The following is a 16,884-nucleotide window of genomic DNA, read 5'->3' as shown; positions in this document are numbered from 1 at the left end:
CGTGTTCTGGCTCTTGCCCGCTACGAGGTGGGTGACCGATGGTCATAGCGATGAAGATGTACGTGGAGCACCCGGACCTCCCGCTCGTTCCGACCATCCGCACCCTCCCCGAGGTCGAACTCGGCGTCTTCTCGAACGCGGCTACCGACCCGGAGCATGACGTGTACATCTTCTGGATCGAAGCGTCGGATTTCGACGCCGTCGAGCAAGCCCTCTCGGAAGACCACACGGTCGCCGACTACTCGGTCATTCTCGAAACCGGGAAGCGAAAAACGTGCAGCATCGAGTACAGCGACGAAGTGACGCTCATCACTCCCGGAGTCGTCGAAGTCGGTGGCCTCACCCTCGAAGCGCGGAGTTATACGAACGGGTGGTTGATCCACCTGCAGTTGCAGGACCACGATGACGTGTTCTCGCTCAACGAGTACGCCGAGGAGCACGGTATCCACCTCGACCTGCTCGAACTGCATCAGAACGACGAACGGGACGAACTGCAGGGGTACGGACTGACCGAATCACAGCGCGAGGCACTGGTGAGTGCGTACGTCCAAGGCTACTACGACTACCCACGGAACACGATGCTTGAGGAACTCGCGTCGACGCTTGACATTTCTTCGACTGCGGTCAGCGGCCGGCTCAGACGTGGCTCCGCCCGGCTCATCGAGGAGGTGCTGGTCGAAAACGAAACCGACGACTAGTTCGCCCGGTTCAACAGAGTGCCGTCGGTGACGGAGGACAGTCACAGTGCGAGGGCTCCCCACCCTGCCTCCCCCTCGACGGTGACGACTGGAGAAGAGTGATACTGATTACGGCGAATAGTTGCATCGACGGTGTCGAAAGCCGCCGGGTCAGGGGCTCCCATCACCGACACGGATGGTCACGGCGGGACAGACTCGCAGTAATCACTATGAGGCCCGACAGCGCAATCCACAACGTGGATCAATTCGACTCACTCCGACGAAACCGGTGACTGGCATCCCGGACCGGAAGCTGTACAGGGATTGTCCTCACGTTTCAGGAGAATGCGGGAGAAGTGGGCCGGCGCGAATTCGAATCGCGGTTACGGCCACCCGAAGGCCGAAGGATACCAAGCTACCCCACCGGCCCGCATGCACCCAATGGCCTGCAGCGGGGTTAAGGGTTACCATCTGCCCGCTTTAACAGGCCGACGAAGCGATGATGTCGCGCTACTCGGGCTGCTGCAGCAGGTCCTCCTGTGACTCCTGTTCGGAGCTGAGCTGGTCGTAGGCGTCGACCAACGCCGCGGAGGTGAAGATGGTCAGGAACCCCGAGACGGCAAGCGACAGTAGCGTGCCGAGCAGCGGACTTGCGATGCCGACGACCTCCCCCACAATCGTGCCAAGGAAGCCGATAACGGCGAGAATGACTACCAGCCCGAAAATCGGGAGCCGGTCGCCTTTCGAGAGCCCCCAACTCGAAGAGAGCGCCTCGAGCGGTCCCTCCCCCTCGACGGCGATGTACACCTGTGTGAAGTAGAGGCTCACCAGTAGGAACAGCCCCGGGACGATGAGCAATACGAAGCCGATCCCGATCAGAATCCCCTGAATGATGCCGGCGATGATGAGAAACAGCACCGTCGTGGGCAGCGCCTTGGTCACACCGGCGGGGATCGCGTCGAGTTCAGCAGTTTCGTGTGCGACTGTCCGAAGCACTACCACCGTCAGCACGGCGCTGAGGATGAGGCCAACGAGCAGCAGCACAACCCCACCAGCGGCGCCGATGGGAAGCGCCAACGCCGGCCCACTGGGCTGGGACATGCTCGGCGCGAGTGCCGTGCTGATCGTTTGGGAACCGATGCCCGTGAGCAGGACCGCGATAACGTAGAGCGCCCCGAGCTGGAGCCCCGCTGTCGTCGTCAGCTTCTCGGCGCCTGTTGAGATGGTGTCACCGATGTTTAACGACATACGGATGGGTCGAGACGGATATCTAATAAACCCAACGACAGTGTGTCTGTTTCTAATACCGACTGATATCTCCGACTCAGTACGTGGTGAATCCGCCCGTGTCGAGATAGTTATGCGTCACCGTGATGGTGTGGTCGGCATGGAGTCGTTTCGGGCCAACCCGGACGCGGCGGTCCGCGGCATCATCGAGACGCTCGCGCTCGGCATCGGTGAAATCGTGGTGGTCCGAGAGCACGAACAGCGGCTCATCGGGCAGTTCGGCGTCGACCAGTGGCTCACCGTCCTCGTGGAGCTGGACCACTGTCGACCCCCGGCTCGCCGCCGAGAGCGTCGCCTCGAACCCAATCCGATAGAGCGAGACGCCGGGACTGGTCTCGACGGGCTGGTGACCGATGGCCTCCTCCCGCTGTTCGAGCGCCTCGCGAATTAGCGCGGCCGTCGAGCGCTCGTCAGGGTTGAGTCGGCGAAGCGAGGCGCCCTCGAACCGGACGGTGTACTCGTCGGCGAGCACGAGATGGACCCGAACGTTCTCCCGAATATCGTGTGAGAGGAAGAAGGCGGCGTTGACACAGCGACACAGCACGTCGAGACGGCCGGCGCCGCCGGCGATGTCGTCGAGGGAGAACGACGGCTCAGTCGGTACGTCGTGACCGATGACGAGGAACTGGCGCATATAGAGGCTCGAGCCGGCGTGCGCTAACCGGTTTCGGTGCGATTCGCTGCCGACGGCCCCTGGAAGCGGGGACAACGGATTACGTGACCGGCGCCCGGCGCGTTGCCAGGGCCCAGAAGGGTTCCACCCCACGCGGCTGCTCGCCTCTTTCTGGGAGTTCGTGTCGTTCGGGAAGGAGTTTAGTGTCGTGCCGTTCGAAGAACACTGATGCGCCCTGGTCGCGACGAGTCGTTCCCGGCACTCTTCGGGCGACTCGACGCCGAGACTCGACGGGAGTTCGTCGCTTCCCTCTACGCATTACGGGGGTGGAATACTCACATCGACGACGGCTCCATCGTCGCAACACGGGATGGGGACGTCCCTGGGTTTCCGTCCGTCGACGCCCGCCCTGACGGCCCAACAGGCGAGTGTCGTCGTGACCGTACTACTCGTCATTATCGCCCTGGTGGTGGGGACTGGGCTCGTTCCGGACGCCGACCCGCAGAGTGCGCTTCCGGAGCCGAACCGCACGTACACCCCCGGCAGTGTCGGGGCTCTCGGGGGCGAGAAAACCTACCCATCCGGCCTCGGCGCGGACGGCGTCGAGGATGCCAGGCAACTCTCGTACGTGCACTACCGGTTCCTCGAGAACAACTCACGCACGTATCGGATTGCCGCGAGTGGGCCCCAGCACGCCGCGTTCATGCGTGGGCTTTCGGCCTGGAACACCACGGTGTACGTCGAAAACGACTCCCGCTACAGCTACCGGCGGCATGGAGTCGCGCCGCACGGCTTCCGCACCCGGAACCGTACCCTCCCGGACGGAGAGACCGTGACCGTCTGGACACCCATCCGAAACCCCAGTTCCGACAACTCGAGCGGGCAGGAAGAACTGATCCTACAGGTGTATGCGAACGAGACGACCAAGTTCTGGCGTGTCGATGCGCCGTTCGGCGTTCACTATCGTCGGCTGACGGCCGCCGAGGTAAACTCCACGCGAGAGCGGGCGTTGTTCTCGTTCACGGACCGGGTCGCATCGGTGAATCTCTACATCCGACAGTTCCTCGGGACCGACACCTCCAGGATTCACTGTACGGAATCCACGGACACCGGTGACTGCCGCACCTACCGCGTCGTTGCGACAGGTAACCCGAGGATCCGCGGTGACGTTGCGAATTACCGGGCCACCGCAGTGGTCGAATCCGCAGGGTTCGTCCGGTCGCTTTCGGCGGGCTATACGCTCCCGTGACTCGACAACCCCGAGGATCGAGTGTGGGCGGAGTTCCACCTGAAGTACGTCGCCGTGGGCAATGGAAGTGTCCCGGACACGCCGCCAGAGTGGCTGGAGACGGCGAAGAACCGAACCGCGGGAACCGACACTCAACAGCGGACGAATGGGACTGCGACAGCGACCGAAGCGATATCGCGAGAACCGCCGAGCCAGTTACGGGCGAGAGGCTGACAAATGGTCCGGACTGCTCGGGGGATTCTCGAGAACGTCCCGCCCTATTCTTCGATAACGAACGTCGCGCTATCGCTGAGCCGTTCGACGCCGCGGTCCGTATTCACCTGGACCGAAACCGTGTGCTCGCCGGGCTCGGCGACCTCCCACTCGGATTTCGATTCGCGGAACTGCTGGCTCCACTGGCGGGTGAACCGCTTGCGCTCGGCGCGGTCGAACTGGAACGTCGACCCCTCGTCCGGAACGGGACGCTCGACGTGCGAGGCCTCCTCGATGTCGTCGAGAGCCCACGTCCACCGCACAGGCGAGAGCGTCGATAGCGAAATCGGGATCGGGAGCCGGTTGCGGAACTCGACGCGGAACGCCACTGGCTCCTCGTGGTGGTAATGCGTTTGGTTCGTCTCGATGGAGACGTCGATGGCCAACGGCCGAACCCACTGGGGGACGAGCGCGTGGCTCGCGTTCTCCCAGTTGATCGAGCGGTACTGGCGCCCCTTCCCCTCCTCGCCAGGCACGAACGGAGTGTCGTCGTCACGGCTGAGCGCCTCCGACTCGTAGATACGGCGCATATCCGGACCAGGCGGTGGATGGGTAAAAGCAGGCGGGTCGACGTCGACGGCCTCAGAGAAACGACGGCAGCGCCGTCAGCCAGAGGCCGACCGTCTGGAGATAGCCGAACAGCCCCGCCAGCTTCCACGGCGAGTCCATATCGAACAGGGCAGCGAGAGCGCCGGTAGCCGGCAGGGCGAGCGCGCTCACGCCGACCGGGTACGCGAACTGGATGCCGGCGATGCTCTCGCCGCCGCCGAGCACTCCAACGAGTAGCGCCGTATCGACGACGGCAAAGAGCAGCGCGGGCTGCCAGCCCGGCAGCGACTGAATCCCCTTCCGGAGCTCCGCGGTGGTGACCTCACGGCCGCCAAGCGCCGCGAGGCGGCGTCCGACCCGGGTGATGGGACCAAGCGCCAGCCGCGTCGTGGCGAAAAAGCCCGCGAGCAGCGGGCCTGCCACCCACGGCATCATCGGCAGCGTGACGCCGCCGATGGCCAGCGCGCTCAGCCCGAGGAAGAAAAATCGGGTCGGGTTCGCTCCCAGCCGCTGCAGCGGCCCCGACTGTCCCTCGGGCTGGTAGGCGCTCACCAGCAGTCGCTTCTCGTTGCTGGATTCGGTCCAGGCGACCACGGGGTCAGGTGCGAACGTGGCGTCGGCCTTCACGGCCGTCGACGGGAGCCGCGAGAGCGGGCCGGTTTCGAGGTCATTCCCGCGGGCGAGGCTGTAGCGCACGTCGATACCGCTCGAACGATGGCTCACCAGCGTCGTCGCCAGCCAGCGCCCGTCGGCGGCGCCGAGTCCAGGGTTCTGACCGCTACCGAGCGCTGTCGGCTCGGCGGCAGGCGCCCCGTCGGTATTCAGACGGACCGCAGACACCTTCCCGAGATCGGTCCAGAGCAGTACCGCCCCCTCCGCACTGGCAGCCACTCGTACCTCCGCGAGTTGGCCAGTCCCGCTCATCGAGCGGAGAGTTCGGGAGTCGTCGACGACTGTCGGCTCGCCGGCGACGTATCCGCCGTCGGCGTTCCGGTTCGGCGAGACTGGCGCTGTCTTCGCGAGCGCCTCGTCCGTGTCGACCCAGGCGACGACGGCGCCGTTCGGGCTGGCACTCACGGCTGGCGAGACCGACTCGGGACCGATGCCGTCACCGAATCGACTGTAGCTGACGGTCGCCGAAACCGTCGCGAGCACGCCACGCCACGAGCCCGTGGACTGTGCGTACTCCTGATAGGCGACGATGGGTGTGCCGTCGACGAGCGCGACAGAGGGGTTGTTCACCCGAATCGAGTCGTTCGTGGAGACCGTTCGTGGCTCGCGCACAGCCCCGCCGTCGTCGACGGCGAGTGCCACCTGGTCAGCGTCACTGCGCTTCCAGACGACCGCAGTCGTGCCGTTCCGCTGGGCGATGGCGACGCTCTCGAGTTCTGCGTCGGCGCTGGCGAGCGTTCGCGGATCGCCGACAGCGAGGGTACCATCCCGTGAGCTAACGTTGGCGATCCGGAGTTCGTACTGGCCCGCCTCGGCGACGATCCACGCGATACGCCCGTCGTTCGCGGCGGTTGTCGACCCGGGTGCGTCCCCATTTGCGGTCGCTGCGACGTCGACCAGTTCGCCGGTCGGTCCAGCCGCCGTCTCGATTTCGGCCGGCTCGGACCAGTGGGGGCCGATCTCGAGCCCGACTCCGGTGAAGGCAAACTGGACGACGAGAACGAACGTGATACCGACGACCGCCGCGGGGGGGAGACGAGAGAGCGAGCTCACCGACTCAGAACCCGGCGTCGGTCACTGCTTGCTCGATCTCTGCCGGCTGGTCGTAGCGGTGGCAGGACTTCGGGTTCTCCACGTCGTCGGGCAGCGTTGGGCTCACCCGCTCACAGACGCTCTCGTAGTGCTGGCGGAGCGTCTCTTCGGCGCGGTCGAGCTCCGCATCGAGCGCGTACTCGATCGCGGTGCCGACCCGTTCGCGGTGTTCGCCGGTCGGCTTCTCCTCGAAGCGCTGGCCGAGCACTTCCTCGACCATCGCGTCGCGGTCGATGTCACCGGTGCCGGCTTCCTCGTGTTCGATCGCCTGCTCCGCGGTGAACGAGCGCTCCTCGATGGCTTTCCGCAGGTCCACGATATCGCGGTAGATCGTCTGCCCGATCTCCATGCCCTCGGGCGGGATGATGTGGGGACAGCGCGTGTGGAACGTACAGCCCGCCGGCGGGTCGATCGGCGAGGGGACGTTCCCGCGCAGGATGATGCGGTCGCCCTCCCAGAGCGGGTCGGGCTCGGGAATCGCCGAGAGCAGCGCCTCCGTGTAGGGATGCTGGGGCTCGCTAAACAGCTCCTCGGGGGTCCCCATCTCGACGATCTCGCCGAGATACATCACCGCGATGCGGTCACAGATGTGCTCGACGACGCTCAGGTCGTGGGCGATGAACAGGTACGAGAGCCCGAACTCCTCCTGGAGGTCCTCCAGCAGGTTCAGGATCTGCGCCTGGACGCTCACGTCCAGTGCGCTCACCGGCTCGTCACAGACGATGAAGTCCGGGTCGACCGCGAGCGCGCGGGCGATGCCGATCCGCTGGCGCTGGCCACCCGAGAACTCGTGAGGGTAGCGCGAGGCGTGGCTCGCCTGCAGACCGACGGTCTCCAGCAGCTCCTCGACGCGCTCCTCGCGCTCCTGCCCGCTCGCGAGCCCGTGGATGTCGAGCGCTTCCCCGACGATGTCGGAGATGGTGAGCTTGGGGTTGAGCGAGGCGAATGGGTTCTGGAAGATCATCTGGACCTCAGTGCGGTACTCCTGCATCTCGCTCTCGGAGAGCTCCGTGAGGTCCTCCCCGTCGTAGTAGATCGAGCCGTCGGTCACGTCCTCGAGCTGGAGGACGCTCCGGCCGAACGTGGATTTCCCACAGCCGGACTCGCCGACGAGTCCGACCGTCTCGCCCTCGCGGATGTCGAGGTCGACACCGTCGACGGCTTTGACCCACTCCTGCTCGCCCAGGAGCCGGTCGAGGAACCCCTCCTCGGACGGGTAGTACTTCACAAGGTCGTCTGCGCGGACGAGCACGTCGTCGTCCGTCGGTGCACCCTGTCGCTCTTCGCTTGCTCCAGTGCTCATGTGTCTGCCCCCTCGTGTCCGGCGTCGCGGTTCTCGTCAACTTCGACGTGGAAGTCGAGTTCACCCTGGAGCTCGCCGGTGTACTCCAGACAGGCAGCGGTGTGTTCGCTGCCGTTCAGCCCCTCGACGGGGGTGCCGGTCTCGACGTCGACGAGCGGCGGTTCGCGCTGCGTACACGCCTCCTCGGCGTACGGACAGCGCGGGTGGAAGCTACAGCCGGGCGGAAGCTGGACCAGGTCCGGCATCGAGCCCGGAATCGTGTCCAGTCGCTCTCGGCCGTCGCCGATGCGCGGAATAGAGCCCATCAGCCCAACCGTGTAGGGGTGTTTGGGGTCGTAGTAGAGCTCCTCGACCGGCGCCTTCTCGACGGCCTTCCCGGCGTACATCACCATCACGCGGTTACAGATCTCGGCGACGACGCCGAGGTCGTGGGTGATGAGCTGGATGGCCACGCCGAACTCCTCGGAGAGCTCCTCCAGCAGTTCGAGAATCTGTGCCTCGATCGTGACGTCGAGCGCCGTCGTCGGCTCGTCGGCGACGATGAGCTCCGGGTCACAGGAGAGCGCGATGGCGATGACCGCACGCTGCTGCATCCCACCGCTGAACTGGTGAGGGTAGTTGTGGTAGCGCTCCTCTGGGTCGGGGATGCCAACCCGGCGAAGCATATCGATGGCCCGCTCTCTGACCGCCTCGTCCTCCAGATCCATGTGGGTCCGGATGGCCTCGGCGATCTGCTCGCCAACGGTGTAGACGGGGTTGAGCGCCGACTGGGGCTCCTGGAAGATCATCGCGATCTCCCCGCCACGGATCTCCTGGAGGCGCTCCTCGCTTACCTCCAGCAGGTTCTCCCCTTTGAAGCGGATCTCGCCGCCGTCGATTCGGCCCGGGTTCTCGATGAGCCCCATGACCGAGAGGCTGGTTACCGACTTCCCCGCGCCGGACTCGCCGACGACGCCGAAGCGTTCGCCGGCCTCGATCTCGTAGGAGACGTCGTTGACCGCTTTCACGACACCCTCCTCCGTGTAGAAGTTCGTCTCTAAGTTTTCGACTTCGAGTAATGCCATTATCGTCGGCCCTCCCCCAGGTCTCCCTGTGGGTCGATTGCGTCGCGGATGCCGTCTCCCACGAGGTTGATAGACAGTACGAACAGGAAGATCGCCAGGCCGGGGAACACCGTCACCCACCAGTTGCCCTGGATGAGCGAATCCCGACCCTGCGAGAGCATACTCCCCCACTCGGAGGTCCCCGGCTCCAGACCGAGTCCGAGGAACCCGAGCGCCGCAGCCGACAGCACGATCGTCCCGACACCGAGCGTCGCCTGCACGATGACCGGCGCGATGGCGTTGGGGACGATATGGCGGAAGATGATCGAACGGTCACGGGCCCCAAGTGCGCGCGCCGCGAGCACGTACTCGTTCTCCTTGACCGAGAGAATCTCCCCCCGGATGATACGCGCGTAGCCGATCCAGACCACCAGCACCAGCGCGAGGATCAGTTTCCAGAACCCCTGGCCCAGCACCGCGATGAGCGCGATGGCGAGCACGAGGAACGGGAACGAGTAGAGGATGTCGACGATCCGCATGATGATCTCGTCGATGATCCCCCCGTAGTAGCCCGCGATGGAGCCAAGCGGCACGCCGACAGACAGCGCCAGCGAGACGGCGATGAAGCCGATCGAGAGACTGAAGCGACCGCCGTAGACGATGCGCGAGAAGATGTCTTTCCCGGCCCAGTCAGTACCAAACGGGTGGGCCAGCGACGGCGATTCGAGCACCGCGCCGAAGTTCGACGCTCCCGGGTCGTACGGCGCGAGCGAGATCGGCTGGATCGGAATCCCCGCCACCGTGATCGGTCGGGCGAACATGGCGAAGAAGGCCATGACGGCGATGATGGCGAGCCCGATGAGTGCGGTCCGGTTGGTCTTGAAGCGCTTCCAGGCACGCTCCCACCGGCCGCGAGCCACGTTTGACTCGCCGGCCTCCCAGTCGAAGCCCTCACGCTCCTCGATCACGCTTGCATCGAACCCGGTTACCCGAATTCTCCCTCGTTGTGTTGTGGAGTCTCGTTCCGTCATGTCAGTAGCGAATCCGTGGGTCGAGCCACGAGTAGATGATGTCCGCGAACAGGTTGGCGAAGACGATGGTCGTCGCCACCAGCAGGACGACAGCCTGGATGATGGGGAAGTCCCGCTGGGTGATCGCCTGAATCAGCAGGCGGCCGACACCCGGCCAGGAGAACACCTGCTCGACGACGACGGTGCCGTCGACGATGAAGGCGATCTGGAGCGCGGCGACGGTGACCACCGAGATGAGCGAGTTCCGGAGCACGTGTTTGATGATGACCGTTCGCTCGCTCAGTCCCTTCGCGCGGGCGGTCCGGACGTAGTCCTTGTTGAGCTGTTCGACCATTGCAGACCGCGTGAGCCGCATGATCAGCGCGGCGGACGCCGTCCCGAGCGTGATCGCCGGCAGGATCATGAACTTGAGCATCGGGAACGACAGGAGCGGCAGATCCACCGGGGGGATGACCCGGAACCAGCCGAGTTCCACGGAGAAGACCAGAATGAGCATCAGCCCGAGCCAGAAGTTCGGGGTCGCAATGCCCAGCAGCGCGGCGACGCGGCTGACCTCGTCAGTCGTCTTGCCCTTGTTCACTGCGGAGATGACCCCTGCGGGGATGCCGATCCCGATGGAGATGGCGAACCCGAGCATGCCGAGCAGCACCGTCTGGGGGAGGCGACCGGCGATGGCGCCGCCGACGCTCCGGTCGGAGATGAGCGACTGACCGAAGTCACCCTGTAATGCGTCAGTGACCCAGAGTAGATAACGAGTCCAAATCGGTTCGTTGAGGTTGTACTGGTCGTAGAGCTCCGCCCGGAGCTCCGGTGTAACATCCTGGAACTGGAGGATGTAATCCACCACGTTCCCGGGCAGTAGTGCGACGAGCGAAAACGTCAGCACTGACACCGAGAACAGGATGAAAACCGTCAGGAGCAGTCGCTTGATTAGGTATCGTTGAAGTGACATTCGTTCTGAAGGGGGCGATAGTCGGCTATGCGACGGTGTCGCCCGTGTTTACTTGTCGACGTAGGTGTACGCCTCAGCGGACGGCGAGAACACACCCGTGAACTCACCGCTATCGATCGGGTACGTCTGGAAGCCTTTCACGCTCTCGCTTGCGAACGCGTTCATGGCCTTCCCGAACCGGATGTACGCTAACGGGGTGTCCTTCACCAGGCGCTCCATCAGATCCTGGTAGATGGACTTGCGCTCCTCGATGTCGTAGGTCTGGAGCCCGTCGTCGATCATCTGGTCGGTCTCATCGTTCCCGTAGTGCATGAAGTTACAGCACGCAGGGGTGAACTGCTTGGTGTGGAACAGGTTGTGGACGTACGCGTCCGGGTCCCAGCCAGCGGACCAGCCGACACAGATCAACTGGTTCTTTTCGTGGGTATCCTCGGCCAGAATCTTCCCGACGTAGGTGTTCCACTCGAACTGCTCCAGGTCGGCCTCGAAGAACTCCGTGCTGTTGATGCTCTCCTGAATCAGCTGCGCCCACTTCACGCGCTGTGGGTTCTGGTTCGTGATGATGGTCGTCTCGAACGGCGCCTCGATGCCGAGCTCGTCGAAGCCGGCCTGGATCTCCGCCTGGGCCTTCTGCTTGTTGTAGGCGGTGTACTCCTCACCCATCTGCTCGTTGAACTCGGGGGAGGTGAACTGCGCCGCCAGCGGCGAAATCGGCGTGTACGCCGGCGAACCGATGCCTTTGTACACCGTGTCGACGATGGCGCCGCGCGGGATGAGACGCGAGATACCGCGGCGAACTTTCGCGTTCGTGAACGGCTCGACGCTCATCGGGTAGGCGAACAGGTCGAACCCGCCGGCCGTCCGCTCGGTGACGGTGAACTCCTCGTTCTCTTTCAGCTCCTCGTAGCTGTCCGCGGGGACGTTGTTGATGAAGTCGACGTCACCGCCCTGGAGGGCTGCGAGCTGTGCGGACTGCTCGGTGATGATGCGGAAGGTGACCGTCTCGATGGGCGGCTTCTCCGGCATCGTCTCGCTATCGCTCCCGTCGAACCAGTAGTCATCGTTTCGCTGGAGGCGGAACAGGCTGTCCGGCTCGTGCTTGACGAACTCGTACGGGCCGGTCCCGACTGGGTTGTCGGTGAGCTTCAGGTCGCCGTCGGCGACCTCTTTGGGGACGATAGGCACGCCGCCGAGTGAGAACTTGAGCGGGGCGTACTTGTCTTTCAGCTTGATTGTGAGCTCGTACTCGCCGGTGACCTCACTGGAAGCGTACCAGTCTGTCACGTCGGCGGCACGGGGGGTCCCCTCGTAGCGGTCGAAGGTCGCCTTCACGTCCTCGGCGGTCAGCTCGTTCCCGTTGTGGAACTGTACGCCCTCACGGAGCGTGGCGACCCACGTCAGGTCCTCCTCGGCCTGCTCGAAGCTCGTGGCAAGCACGTTCTGGGGCTTCCCACCGAAGTCCGTCGCAAGCAGGGGTTCGTACACCAGCCCGAACGCCTTCGAGGACGTGGTGTCGTTCTGCTTGGTCGGGTCGAAGTTCTTGACGTCGGCGCCGAACGTCGCGACGAGCTCGCCGCCCATCTGGACCTTCTCCTTGTCAGCCGGGGTCGGCGTGGAGTCCGTTGGGGTCTCCGTCGGCTCGTCAGTTGCAGTCTCGGTCCCGTCACCGCCGGCGCAGCCGGCGAGGCCGGCGACGCCGCCGACGCCAAGTGACTTGACCAACGTACGGCGACTTACGTCAAACCGTTCTCGGGAGTTACCCTGTGGCATAGCTCTACGGGGTGCTCCGTCACGGATATACATTACGATACGTTCAGCTCTCATTTCACCAATCAAACGGGTGAGAGCCGCTACCCTCGGAAATGCCGTATTTAGCAGTTTTGGAGCTTCGCTCGCATGTTTGTGGTCCCGGCAATATTCGCACCATGTTACCAAGCCACGTAGCGGGAGTTAGCCGGTGATTATTGTGTCTTGGTACCGTGAAACGGGGGGCTTAGCCGGCGAAATACGTCTGTAAATCTGCAGCTTCTGTGGGGCAGATTAGCCAATCCAGCTGCGTTTTCTGGAAAGAGAATCAGGTGATTCGACGACAAGTTCCCCGGAGAAAATCGGGTAGTTCGACCGCAGGGTACAGTGGGTTAGTAGCCCTGCGCGTTGCCGTCCTTTCGCGGCTCGGTCGCCCCTGATAGCGTCCCGTCGGTGTTCCGGACGATCTGTGCGCCGCCGAAGGCACCCGGCGGGAGCACCCGGACGTCGTGGCCCTTCCGGGCGAGTTTGGTCAGCCGCTCGTCGCCGTTCATCCGCTCCTCGACGCCGAGTTCGCCGTCGGCCCGGTAGCGCCAGCGCGGCAGGTCGAGTGCGGCCTGGAGCGGCAGGTCGTAGTCCACGATGTTGGAGATGAGCTGCAGATGGCCCTGGGGCTGCATAAACCCGCCCATCACGCCGAAGGCGGCCCAGTCCTCCGCCTCGCTGTCAGGCGCGAAGTCGGCGATGGCCGGCACCAGCGTGTGGAACGGACGCTTGCCCGGTGCGATGCGGTTGGGGTGGTCCTCGGAAAGCGAGAACGAGGAGCCCCGGTTCTGCAGCGCAATACCGGTGTCACCTGCGACGAGCCCGGACCCGAAGCCCGCGAACCGGGAGTTGATGAACGAGACGACGTTCCCCTCGTCGTCGGCGACACAGAGCAACACGGTGTCGGCGTCCTCGGCGTTGCTCCCCTCGACGCCGAAGCTCACGTCGTGGTTCGCCACTTCGCCGATGAGTTCGGCTCGCTCCTCGGCCCATGATTTCGCCGCCAGCGGCGGGTGGTCCTCGTACTCGGGGTCGGTGATGTAGCGGTGGCCGTCGTGGAACGCGACCTTCAGCGCCTCCGCGAAGTAGTGGACGCGTTCGGGCGAGTCGAGCGGGTAGTCGGCGGCGCCGACCTCCTCGGCCAGGTTGAGCGCCTCCAGCGCGATCAGCCCCTGGTTGTTCGGCGGGAGCTCGTACACTTCGGCGCCGTTGTACGTCGTGGAGACGGGGTCGAGCAGCTCCGGCTCGAACGCCGCCAGGTCCTCGGTCGTGAGGAAGCCGCCCTGGGACTGCACCTCTGCGGCGATCTTCTCGCCGATTTCGCCCTCGTAGAGCGCGTCGGCGCCCTCCTCGGCGATGGTAGCAAGGGACGCGCCCAGCCGCGGGAGCGTCACCTGCTGGCCGGTGTTCGGCGCCTCGCCATCGAACAGGTACGCCTCGCGGGCGTGCTCGGATTCGAAGAGGTCCTCGCCATGCTGCCACTGGGCGGAGACGACCTCCGAGACGGGGTAGCCCTCGGTGGCGTAGTGGACGGCCGGCTGGAGCAGCTCGCCGAGGGACTTGTTGCCGAACTTCTCGGCGGTCAGCTCCCAGCCCCGGGCCGTCCCGGGAACGGTGACGGCGTGGGGACCCTTCGAGGGCATCTCGGCCTCCTCGGGCTCGACGTCCTCCTCCTCGGCGACGGCCTCCCGGACGTTCTCTAGCGTGGCCTCGGCGGGTGCGCCTCCGCAGGAACGCATCGCCCCGACCTCACCCTCGGCGGTTTTGTAGAGCGCGAACACGTCGCCGCCGAGTCCGGTCGAGGTGGGCTCGACGACGTTGAGCGCCGCCGCGGTGGCGACGGCGGCGTCGAAGGCGTTCCCCCCGTTCTCCAGCGTGGAGACACCGACCTGTGAGGCCAGCGGCTGGCTGGTTGCGACCATGCCCCGGTTGGCGTACGCGGTCGAGCGACGCGACGTAAATCGGTCAAGCTCTGGCTCTGACATAGCGAACAGTACCACGAGCAGGGGTAAAGTAACCAAGCAAAGCGGCTCAACGGGTAGTGTTTTTCTCCCTGCAGCACACCGTCTAGCCATGACGTTCTCACTCTGTACACATGTTCCGTCCGAGGAACACGACACGGGTGACGGCCCCGCCTTCGCCGTCGCCGTCGCAACTGACGCCCCAGCGGTCGGGGCGCTCTGTCCGTACGTCAGCCACGACGGCGCCGTCGCAACCCAGAGCTTCGTCAACGTCCGACTGGGGCGCCGCGGGATCGACCTGCTTCCGGACCTCGCAGTGGACGACGCGCTTCCCGGCCTGCTCGAACAGGACGAGCACAGCGAGCTCCGACAGCTCCACGGCGTCGACTACCGGGGCAACACGTTCGCCTTCACCGGTGACGAGTGCGACGAGTGGTGCGGCCACGAGGTCCGCGACGGCCTCACTGCGGCGGGGAACATGCTCGAAGGACCCGAGACCCCGCCTGCGGTCATCGACACCTTCGAGGACGCCGAGGGCCGCATCGGCGAGCGCCTGCTCGACGCGCTCGCGGCTGGCGTCGATGCCGGCGGCGACAAGCGCGGCCATAGCTCGGCAGCGATACTGATCAAATCGCCCCAGACGACGGCGTTCCACGACCTCCGGGTCGACGAACACGAGACGCCCGTCGCGGAGCTCCGCCGGGTGTACGAGGCCGCCGTCGACGCCAGCGACGGGTTCAGCGAGGAGTCCAAAGAGCGGATCTTCGACTGAGCCGGCCTGGCCGTGGCCTGGAGCCGACCCAGCGGGCTTAGGCGAGGAACATGTCGAGGACGGCTGTGTGTTCCTTGGGCTCCTCCCAGAACGGCATGTGACTGCTCTCAGCGAACTCGTGGAGGTCGGCACCGGGGATGCGGTCCGCGATGTCGTGGGCGATATCCGGGGAGATCTCGTCGTAGGCACCAGTCAGCACCAGCGTGTCCGTCTCGATTTCCCCGAGTCGGTCCCGCACGTCCCACTCGCGCAGCCGCGCGGTCTCCAGCAGGACGTACTCGTTCGGCCCCCACATCAGCCCGTAGACAGCCAGGTTGACACCCTCGAAAGTGTTCAGTACCGGGTCGGGGTACTCCTCGGTCCGGCAGACGTGCTCGCGGTAGGCGCCGTCGAGTGCCGCCTCGTACTCCGGGTCCTCGTAGGCTCGCCGGGTCTCGTATTCCTCGATGGTCTCGCGGTCCCCCTCCGGCAGGTCCTCCAGCACGCCACGCATTGATTCGTAGGCAGTCGCGGTGTCAGCGAGCGTGTTCGCCAGCACCAGTTTGTCCACAAACTCTCCATACTCGAGAACGTACTCCTGTGCGAGCATCCCGCCCCACGACTGCCCGTAGACGTAGAACCCGCCCGCGGGGTCGATGGCCTGTCTGACGGCTTCGACTTCGTCGCGGTAGTGATCGACAGTATAGCGGTCGAAATCGCCAGGCGCCGGCCGGTCAGACCCGCCAACACCGAACTGGTCGTAGAGGTAGACCGTGAGGTCCTCGCCGCCATGTTGGGCCAGCGGTGCGAGATAGTCGTGGGGCATCCCCGGACCACCGTGAAGCGCGAGCAACACGTCGTCGCCGGTGCCGAACCGCCGGTAGTAGAGCTCGTACTCCTCGACGTCGAACGTTCCTTCACCGTGGTCGTACTCGGAGAAGTAGTCGGGGTGTGAGTCCATATCATGTCGGAGGACCGGACCCGCTAAAACCTTGGCTCCGGGTGAACCGCGGCGGCCGGGGTGGCCGCCCATGCGGACGTCATCCGCCGTCCACGGTTGCGAAACCGCTGTTGTGAAACCGCTCAGTCGTCTCCCACCGGTTCGAGCGGCGTGTATTCGGTCTCGTCGCTCAGTCGGAGACACGCCGCGAGGTTACCCGTCTCCGTCGCCGTCATCAGCGGTTCGTCCCGCTCGCAGGGCGTCGGGAAGCTATCGCGGACGATGTTGTGGGCCCGGTCGTCCTCGCCGTCGCCGAGCGCCGCGGCCGCCTCACGGATGGTGTCCCGGGCCTCGGTCGGTAGGTCCTCGATCGCGCCGGTGTAGGACTGGTCAAGAATCTCGTCTGCCAGTGACTCGGCGTCGGTCGCCCGACCCTCCGCGTCGAGTCGTTCGGAGATGGCGTCGGCGTCGACCTCGTCGTTCAACACCCGGGTCCGGAAGGAGAACGCCTTCCGGAACGCCTCCTGGCTGGCCGCCCAGCCTTCGGGTGGGATGACCTCCGGACATCGCGTGTTGAACCGGCAGCCGCTCGGCGGGTTGATGGGGGACGGGACCGACCCCTCGAGCACCACGCGGTCGACCCGAGCCGCCGGGTCGATTCGTGGCACCGCCGACAGCAGTGACTTGGTGTAGGGGTGCTGCGGGTCGGCGAACAGTTCGT

The 16,884-nt window shown here is 65.0% G+C and carries 15 protein-coding genes and 1 tRNA gene; 3 read left to right on the top strand and 13 right to left on the bottom strand.

Annotation, left to right across the window (positions count from 1 at the left end):
- Positions 1-38 precede the first annotated feature (38 nt).
- Positions 39-698 carry a helix-turn-helix domain-containing protein gene (locus tag V5A38_RS03715; RefSeq protein ID WP_332324404.1) on the top strand — a complete coding sequence of 220 codons (660 nt, stop codon included), beginning with the start codon at positions 39-41 and terminating at the stop codon, positions 696-698.
- Positions 699-1,034: 336 nt separating this feature from the next.
- On the opposite strand, the gene V5A38_RS03710 is transcribed toward V5A38_RS03715, so the two are convergent.
- The 3 genes from V5A38_RS03710 to trmY form a co-directional block, all read right to left on the bottom strand.
- Positions 1,035-1,107, bottom strand: a tRNA-Pro gene (locus V5A38_RS03710).
- Between the two features lie 80 nt (positions 1,108-1,187).
- The gene (locus tag V5A38_RS03705) at positions 1,188-1,925 is read right to left on the bottom strand and encodes a hypothetical protein (protein WP_332324403.1); all 738 of its coding nucleotides are present in this window, start codon (positions 1,923-1,925) and stop codon (positions 1,188-1,190) included.
- 76 nt (positions 1,926-2,001) lie between these two features.
- The gene (gene trmY / locus V5A38_RS03700; protein ID WP_332324402.1) at positions 2,002-2,598 is read right to left on the bottom strand and encodes a tRNA (pseudouridine(54)-N(1))-methyltransferase TrmY; all 597 of its coding nucleotides are present in this window, start codon (positions 2,596-2,598) and stop codon (positions 2,002-2,004) included.
- A 415-nt stretch (positions 2,599-3,013) separates the two neighbouring features.
- Here trmY and V5A38_RS03695 point away from each other — a divergent pair, with 415 nt between their 5' ends.
- On the top strand, positions 3,014-3,826 hold the full coding sequence (locus V5A38_RS03695; RefSeq protein WP_332324401.1) for a hypothetical protein: 813 nt from the start codon (positions 3,014-3,016) through the stop codon (positions 3,824-3,826).
- Between the two features lie 257 nt (positions 3,827-4,083).
- Here V5A38_RS03695 and V5A38_RS03690 read toward each other — a convergent pair whose 3' ends face one another.
- The 8 genes from V5A38_RS03690 to V5A38_RS03655 all read right to left on the bottom strand — a co-directional run bounded on the left by V5A38_RS03690 (position 4,084) and on the right by V5A38_RS03655 (position 14,496).
- The gene (locus V5A38_RS03690) at positions 4,084-4,608 is read right to left on the bottom strand and encodes a hypothetical protein (RefSeq protein ID WP_332324400.1); all 525 of its coding nucleotides are present in this window, start codon (positions 4,606-4,608) and stop codon (positions 4,084-4,086) included.
- A gap of 52 nt (positions 4,609-4,660) precedes the next feature.
- Positions 4,661-6,352 (bottom strand): hypothetical protein, encoded by a 1,692-nt coding sequence (locus V5A38_RS03685; RefSeq protein WP_332324399.1) that lies wholly within the window; start codon positions 6,350-6,352, stop codon positions 4,661-4,663.
- Positions 6,353-6,356: 4 nt separating this feature from the next.
- Positions 6,357-7,694, bottom strand: coding sequence for an oligopeptide/dipeptide ABC transporter ATP-binding protein (locus V5A38_RS03680; protein WP_332324398.1), 1,338 nt, complete (start codon positions 7,692-7,694; stop codon positions 6,357-6,359).
- The gene (locus tag V5A38_RS03675; RefSeq protein ID WP_332324397.1) at positions 7,691-8,758 is read right to left on the bottom strand and encodes an ABC transporter ATP-binding protein; all 1,068 of its coding nucleotides are present in this window, start codon (positions 8,756-8,758) and stop codon (positions 7,691-7,693) included. Before V5A38_RS03675 ends, V5A38_RS03680 begins: the two co-directional genes overlap by 4 nt.
- The gene (locus tag V5A38_RS03670) at positions 8,758-9,768 is read right to left on the bottom strand and encodes an ABC transporter permease (RefSeq protein WP_345786270.1); all 1,011 of its coding nucleotides are present in this window, start codon (positions 9,766-9,768) and stop codon (positions 8,758-8,760) included. The genes V5A38_RS03675 and V5A38_RS03670 overlap by 1 nt, the downstream gene beginning before the upstream one ends.
- A gap of 1 nt (position 9,769) precedes the next feature.
- Complete coding sequence (locus V5A38_RS03665) at positions 9,770-10,720, bottom strand: ABC transporter permease (protein WP_332324395.1); 951 nt, start codon at positions 10,718-10,720, stop codon at positions 9,770-9,772.
- A 48-nt stretch (positions 10,721-10,768) separates the two neighbouring features.
- Positions 10,769-12,490, bottom strand: coding sequence for an ABC transporter substrate-binding protein (locus V5A38_RS03660; RefSeq protein ID WP_332324394.1), 1,722 nt, complete (start codon positions 12,488-12,490; stop codon positions 10,769-10,771).
- A gap of 368 nt (positions 12,491-12,858) precedes the next feature.
- Positions 12,859-14,496, bottom strand: a complete 1,638-nt coding sequence (locus V5A38_RS03655) for a gamma-glutamyltransferase family protein (protein WP_332324393.1) — start codon at positions 14,494-14,496, stop codon at positions 12,859-12,861.
- Positions 14,497-14,584: 88 nt separating this feature from the next.
- Here V5A38_RS03655 and V5A38_RS03650 point away from each other — a divergent pair, with 88 nt between their 5' ends.
- Positions 14,585-15,244: a DUF1028 domain-containing protein gene (locus V5A38_RS03650; RefSeq protein ID WP_332324392.1), complete on the top strand. Its 660-nt coding sequence runs from the start codon at positions 14,585-14,587 to the stop codon at positions 15,242-15,244.
- Positions 15,245-15,281: 37 nt separating this feature from the next.
- On the opposite strand, the gene V5A38_RS03645 is transcribed toward V5A38_RS03650, so the two are convergent.
- Both V5A38_RS03645 and V5A38_RS03640 read right to left on the bottom strand, forming a co-directional pair.
- Positions 15,282-16,184: a proline iminopeptidase-family hydrolase gene (locus V5A38_RS03645; protein ID WP_332324391.1), complete on the bottom strand. Its 903-nt coding sequence runs from the start codon at positions 16,182-16,184 to the stop codon at positions 15,282-15,284.
- A 122-nt stretch (positions 16,185-16,306) separates the two neighbouring features.
- Positions 16,307-16,884, bottom strand: a 578-nt coding sequence (locus V5A38_RS03640; protein WP_332324390.1) for an oligopeptide/dipeptide ABC transporter ATP-binding protein, incomplete at its 5' end; no start/stop codon positions are given.

The sequence above is a fragment of the Halolamina sp. genome (assembly GCF_036626355.1).
Classification (GTDB): Archaea; Halobacteriota; Halobacteria; order Halobacteriales; family Haloferacaceae; genus Halolamina.
Note: the sequence above shows the minus strand (reverse complement) of the source record. Positions and strands in the feature narration are given on the sequence as shown.

Coding starts and splice junctions, on each gene's coding strand:
- V5A38_RS03715 (WP_332324404.1), top strand. CDS start 39: ATGGTCATAGCGATGAAGATGTACGTGGAGCACCCGGACCTCCCGCTC.
- V5A38_RS03705 (WP_332324403.1), bottom strand. CDS start 1,925: ATGTCGTTAAACATCGGTGACACCATCTCAACAGGCGCCGAGAAGCTG.
- trmY (WP_332324402.1), bottom strand. CDS start 2,598: ATGCGCCAGTTCCTCGTCATCGGTCACGACGTACCGACTGAGCCGTCG.
- V5A38_RS03690 (WP_332324400.1), bottom strand. CDS start 4,608: ATGCGCCGTATCTACGAGTCGGAGGCGCTCAGCCGTGACGACGACACT.
- V5A38_RS03680 (WP_332324398.1), bottom strand. CDS start 7,694: ATGAGCACTGGAGCAAGCGAAGAGCGACAGGGTGCACCGACGGACGAC.
- V5A38_RS03675 (WP_332324397.1), bottom strand. CDS start 8,758: ATGGCATTACTCGAAGTCGAAAACTTAGAGACGAACTTCTACACGGAG.
- V5A38_RS03670 (WP_345786270.1), bottom strand. CDS start 9,768: ATGACGGAACGAGACTCCACAACACAACGAGGGAGAATTCGGGTAACC.
- V5A38_RS03665 (WP_332324395.1), bottom strand. CDS start 10,720: ATGTCACTTCAACGATACCTAATCAAGCGACTGCTCCTGACGGTTTTC.
- V5A38_RS03660 (WP_332324394.1), bottom strand. CDS start 12,490: ATGCCACAGGGTAACTCCCGAGAACGGTTTGACGTAAGTCGCCGTACG.
- V5A38_RS03655 (WP_332324393.1), bottom strand. CDS start 14,496: ATGTCAGAGCCAGAGCTTGACCGATTTACGTCGCGTCGCTCGACCGCG.
- V5A38_RS03650 (WP_332324392.1), top strand. CDS start 14,585: ATGACGTTCTCACTCTGTACACATGTTCCGTCCGAGGAACACGACACG.
- V5A38_RS03645 (WP_332324391.1), bottom strand. CDS start 16,184: ATGGACTCACACCCCGACTACTTCTCCGAGTACGACCACGGTGAAGGA.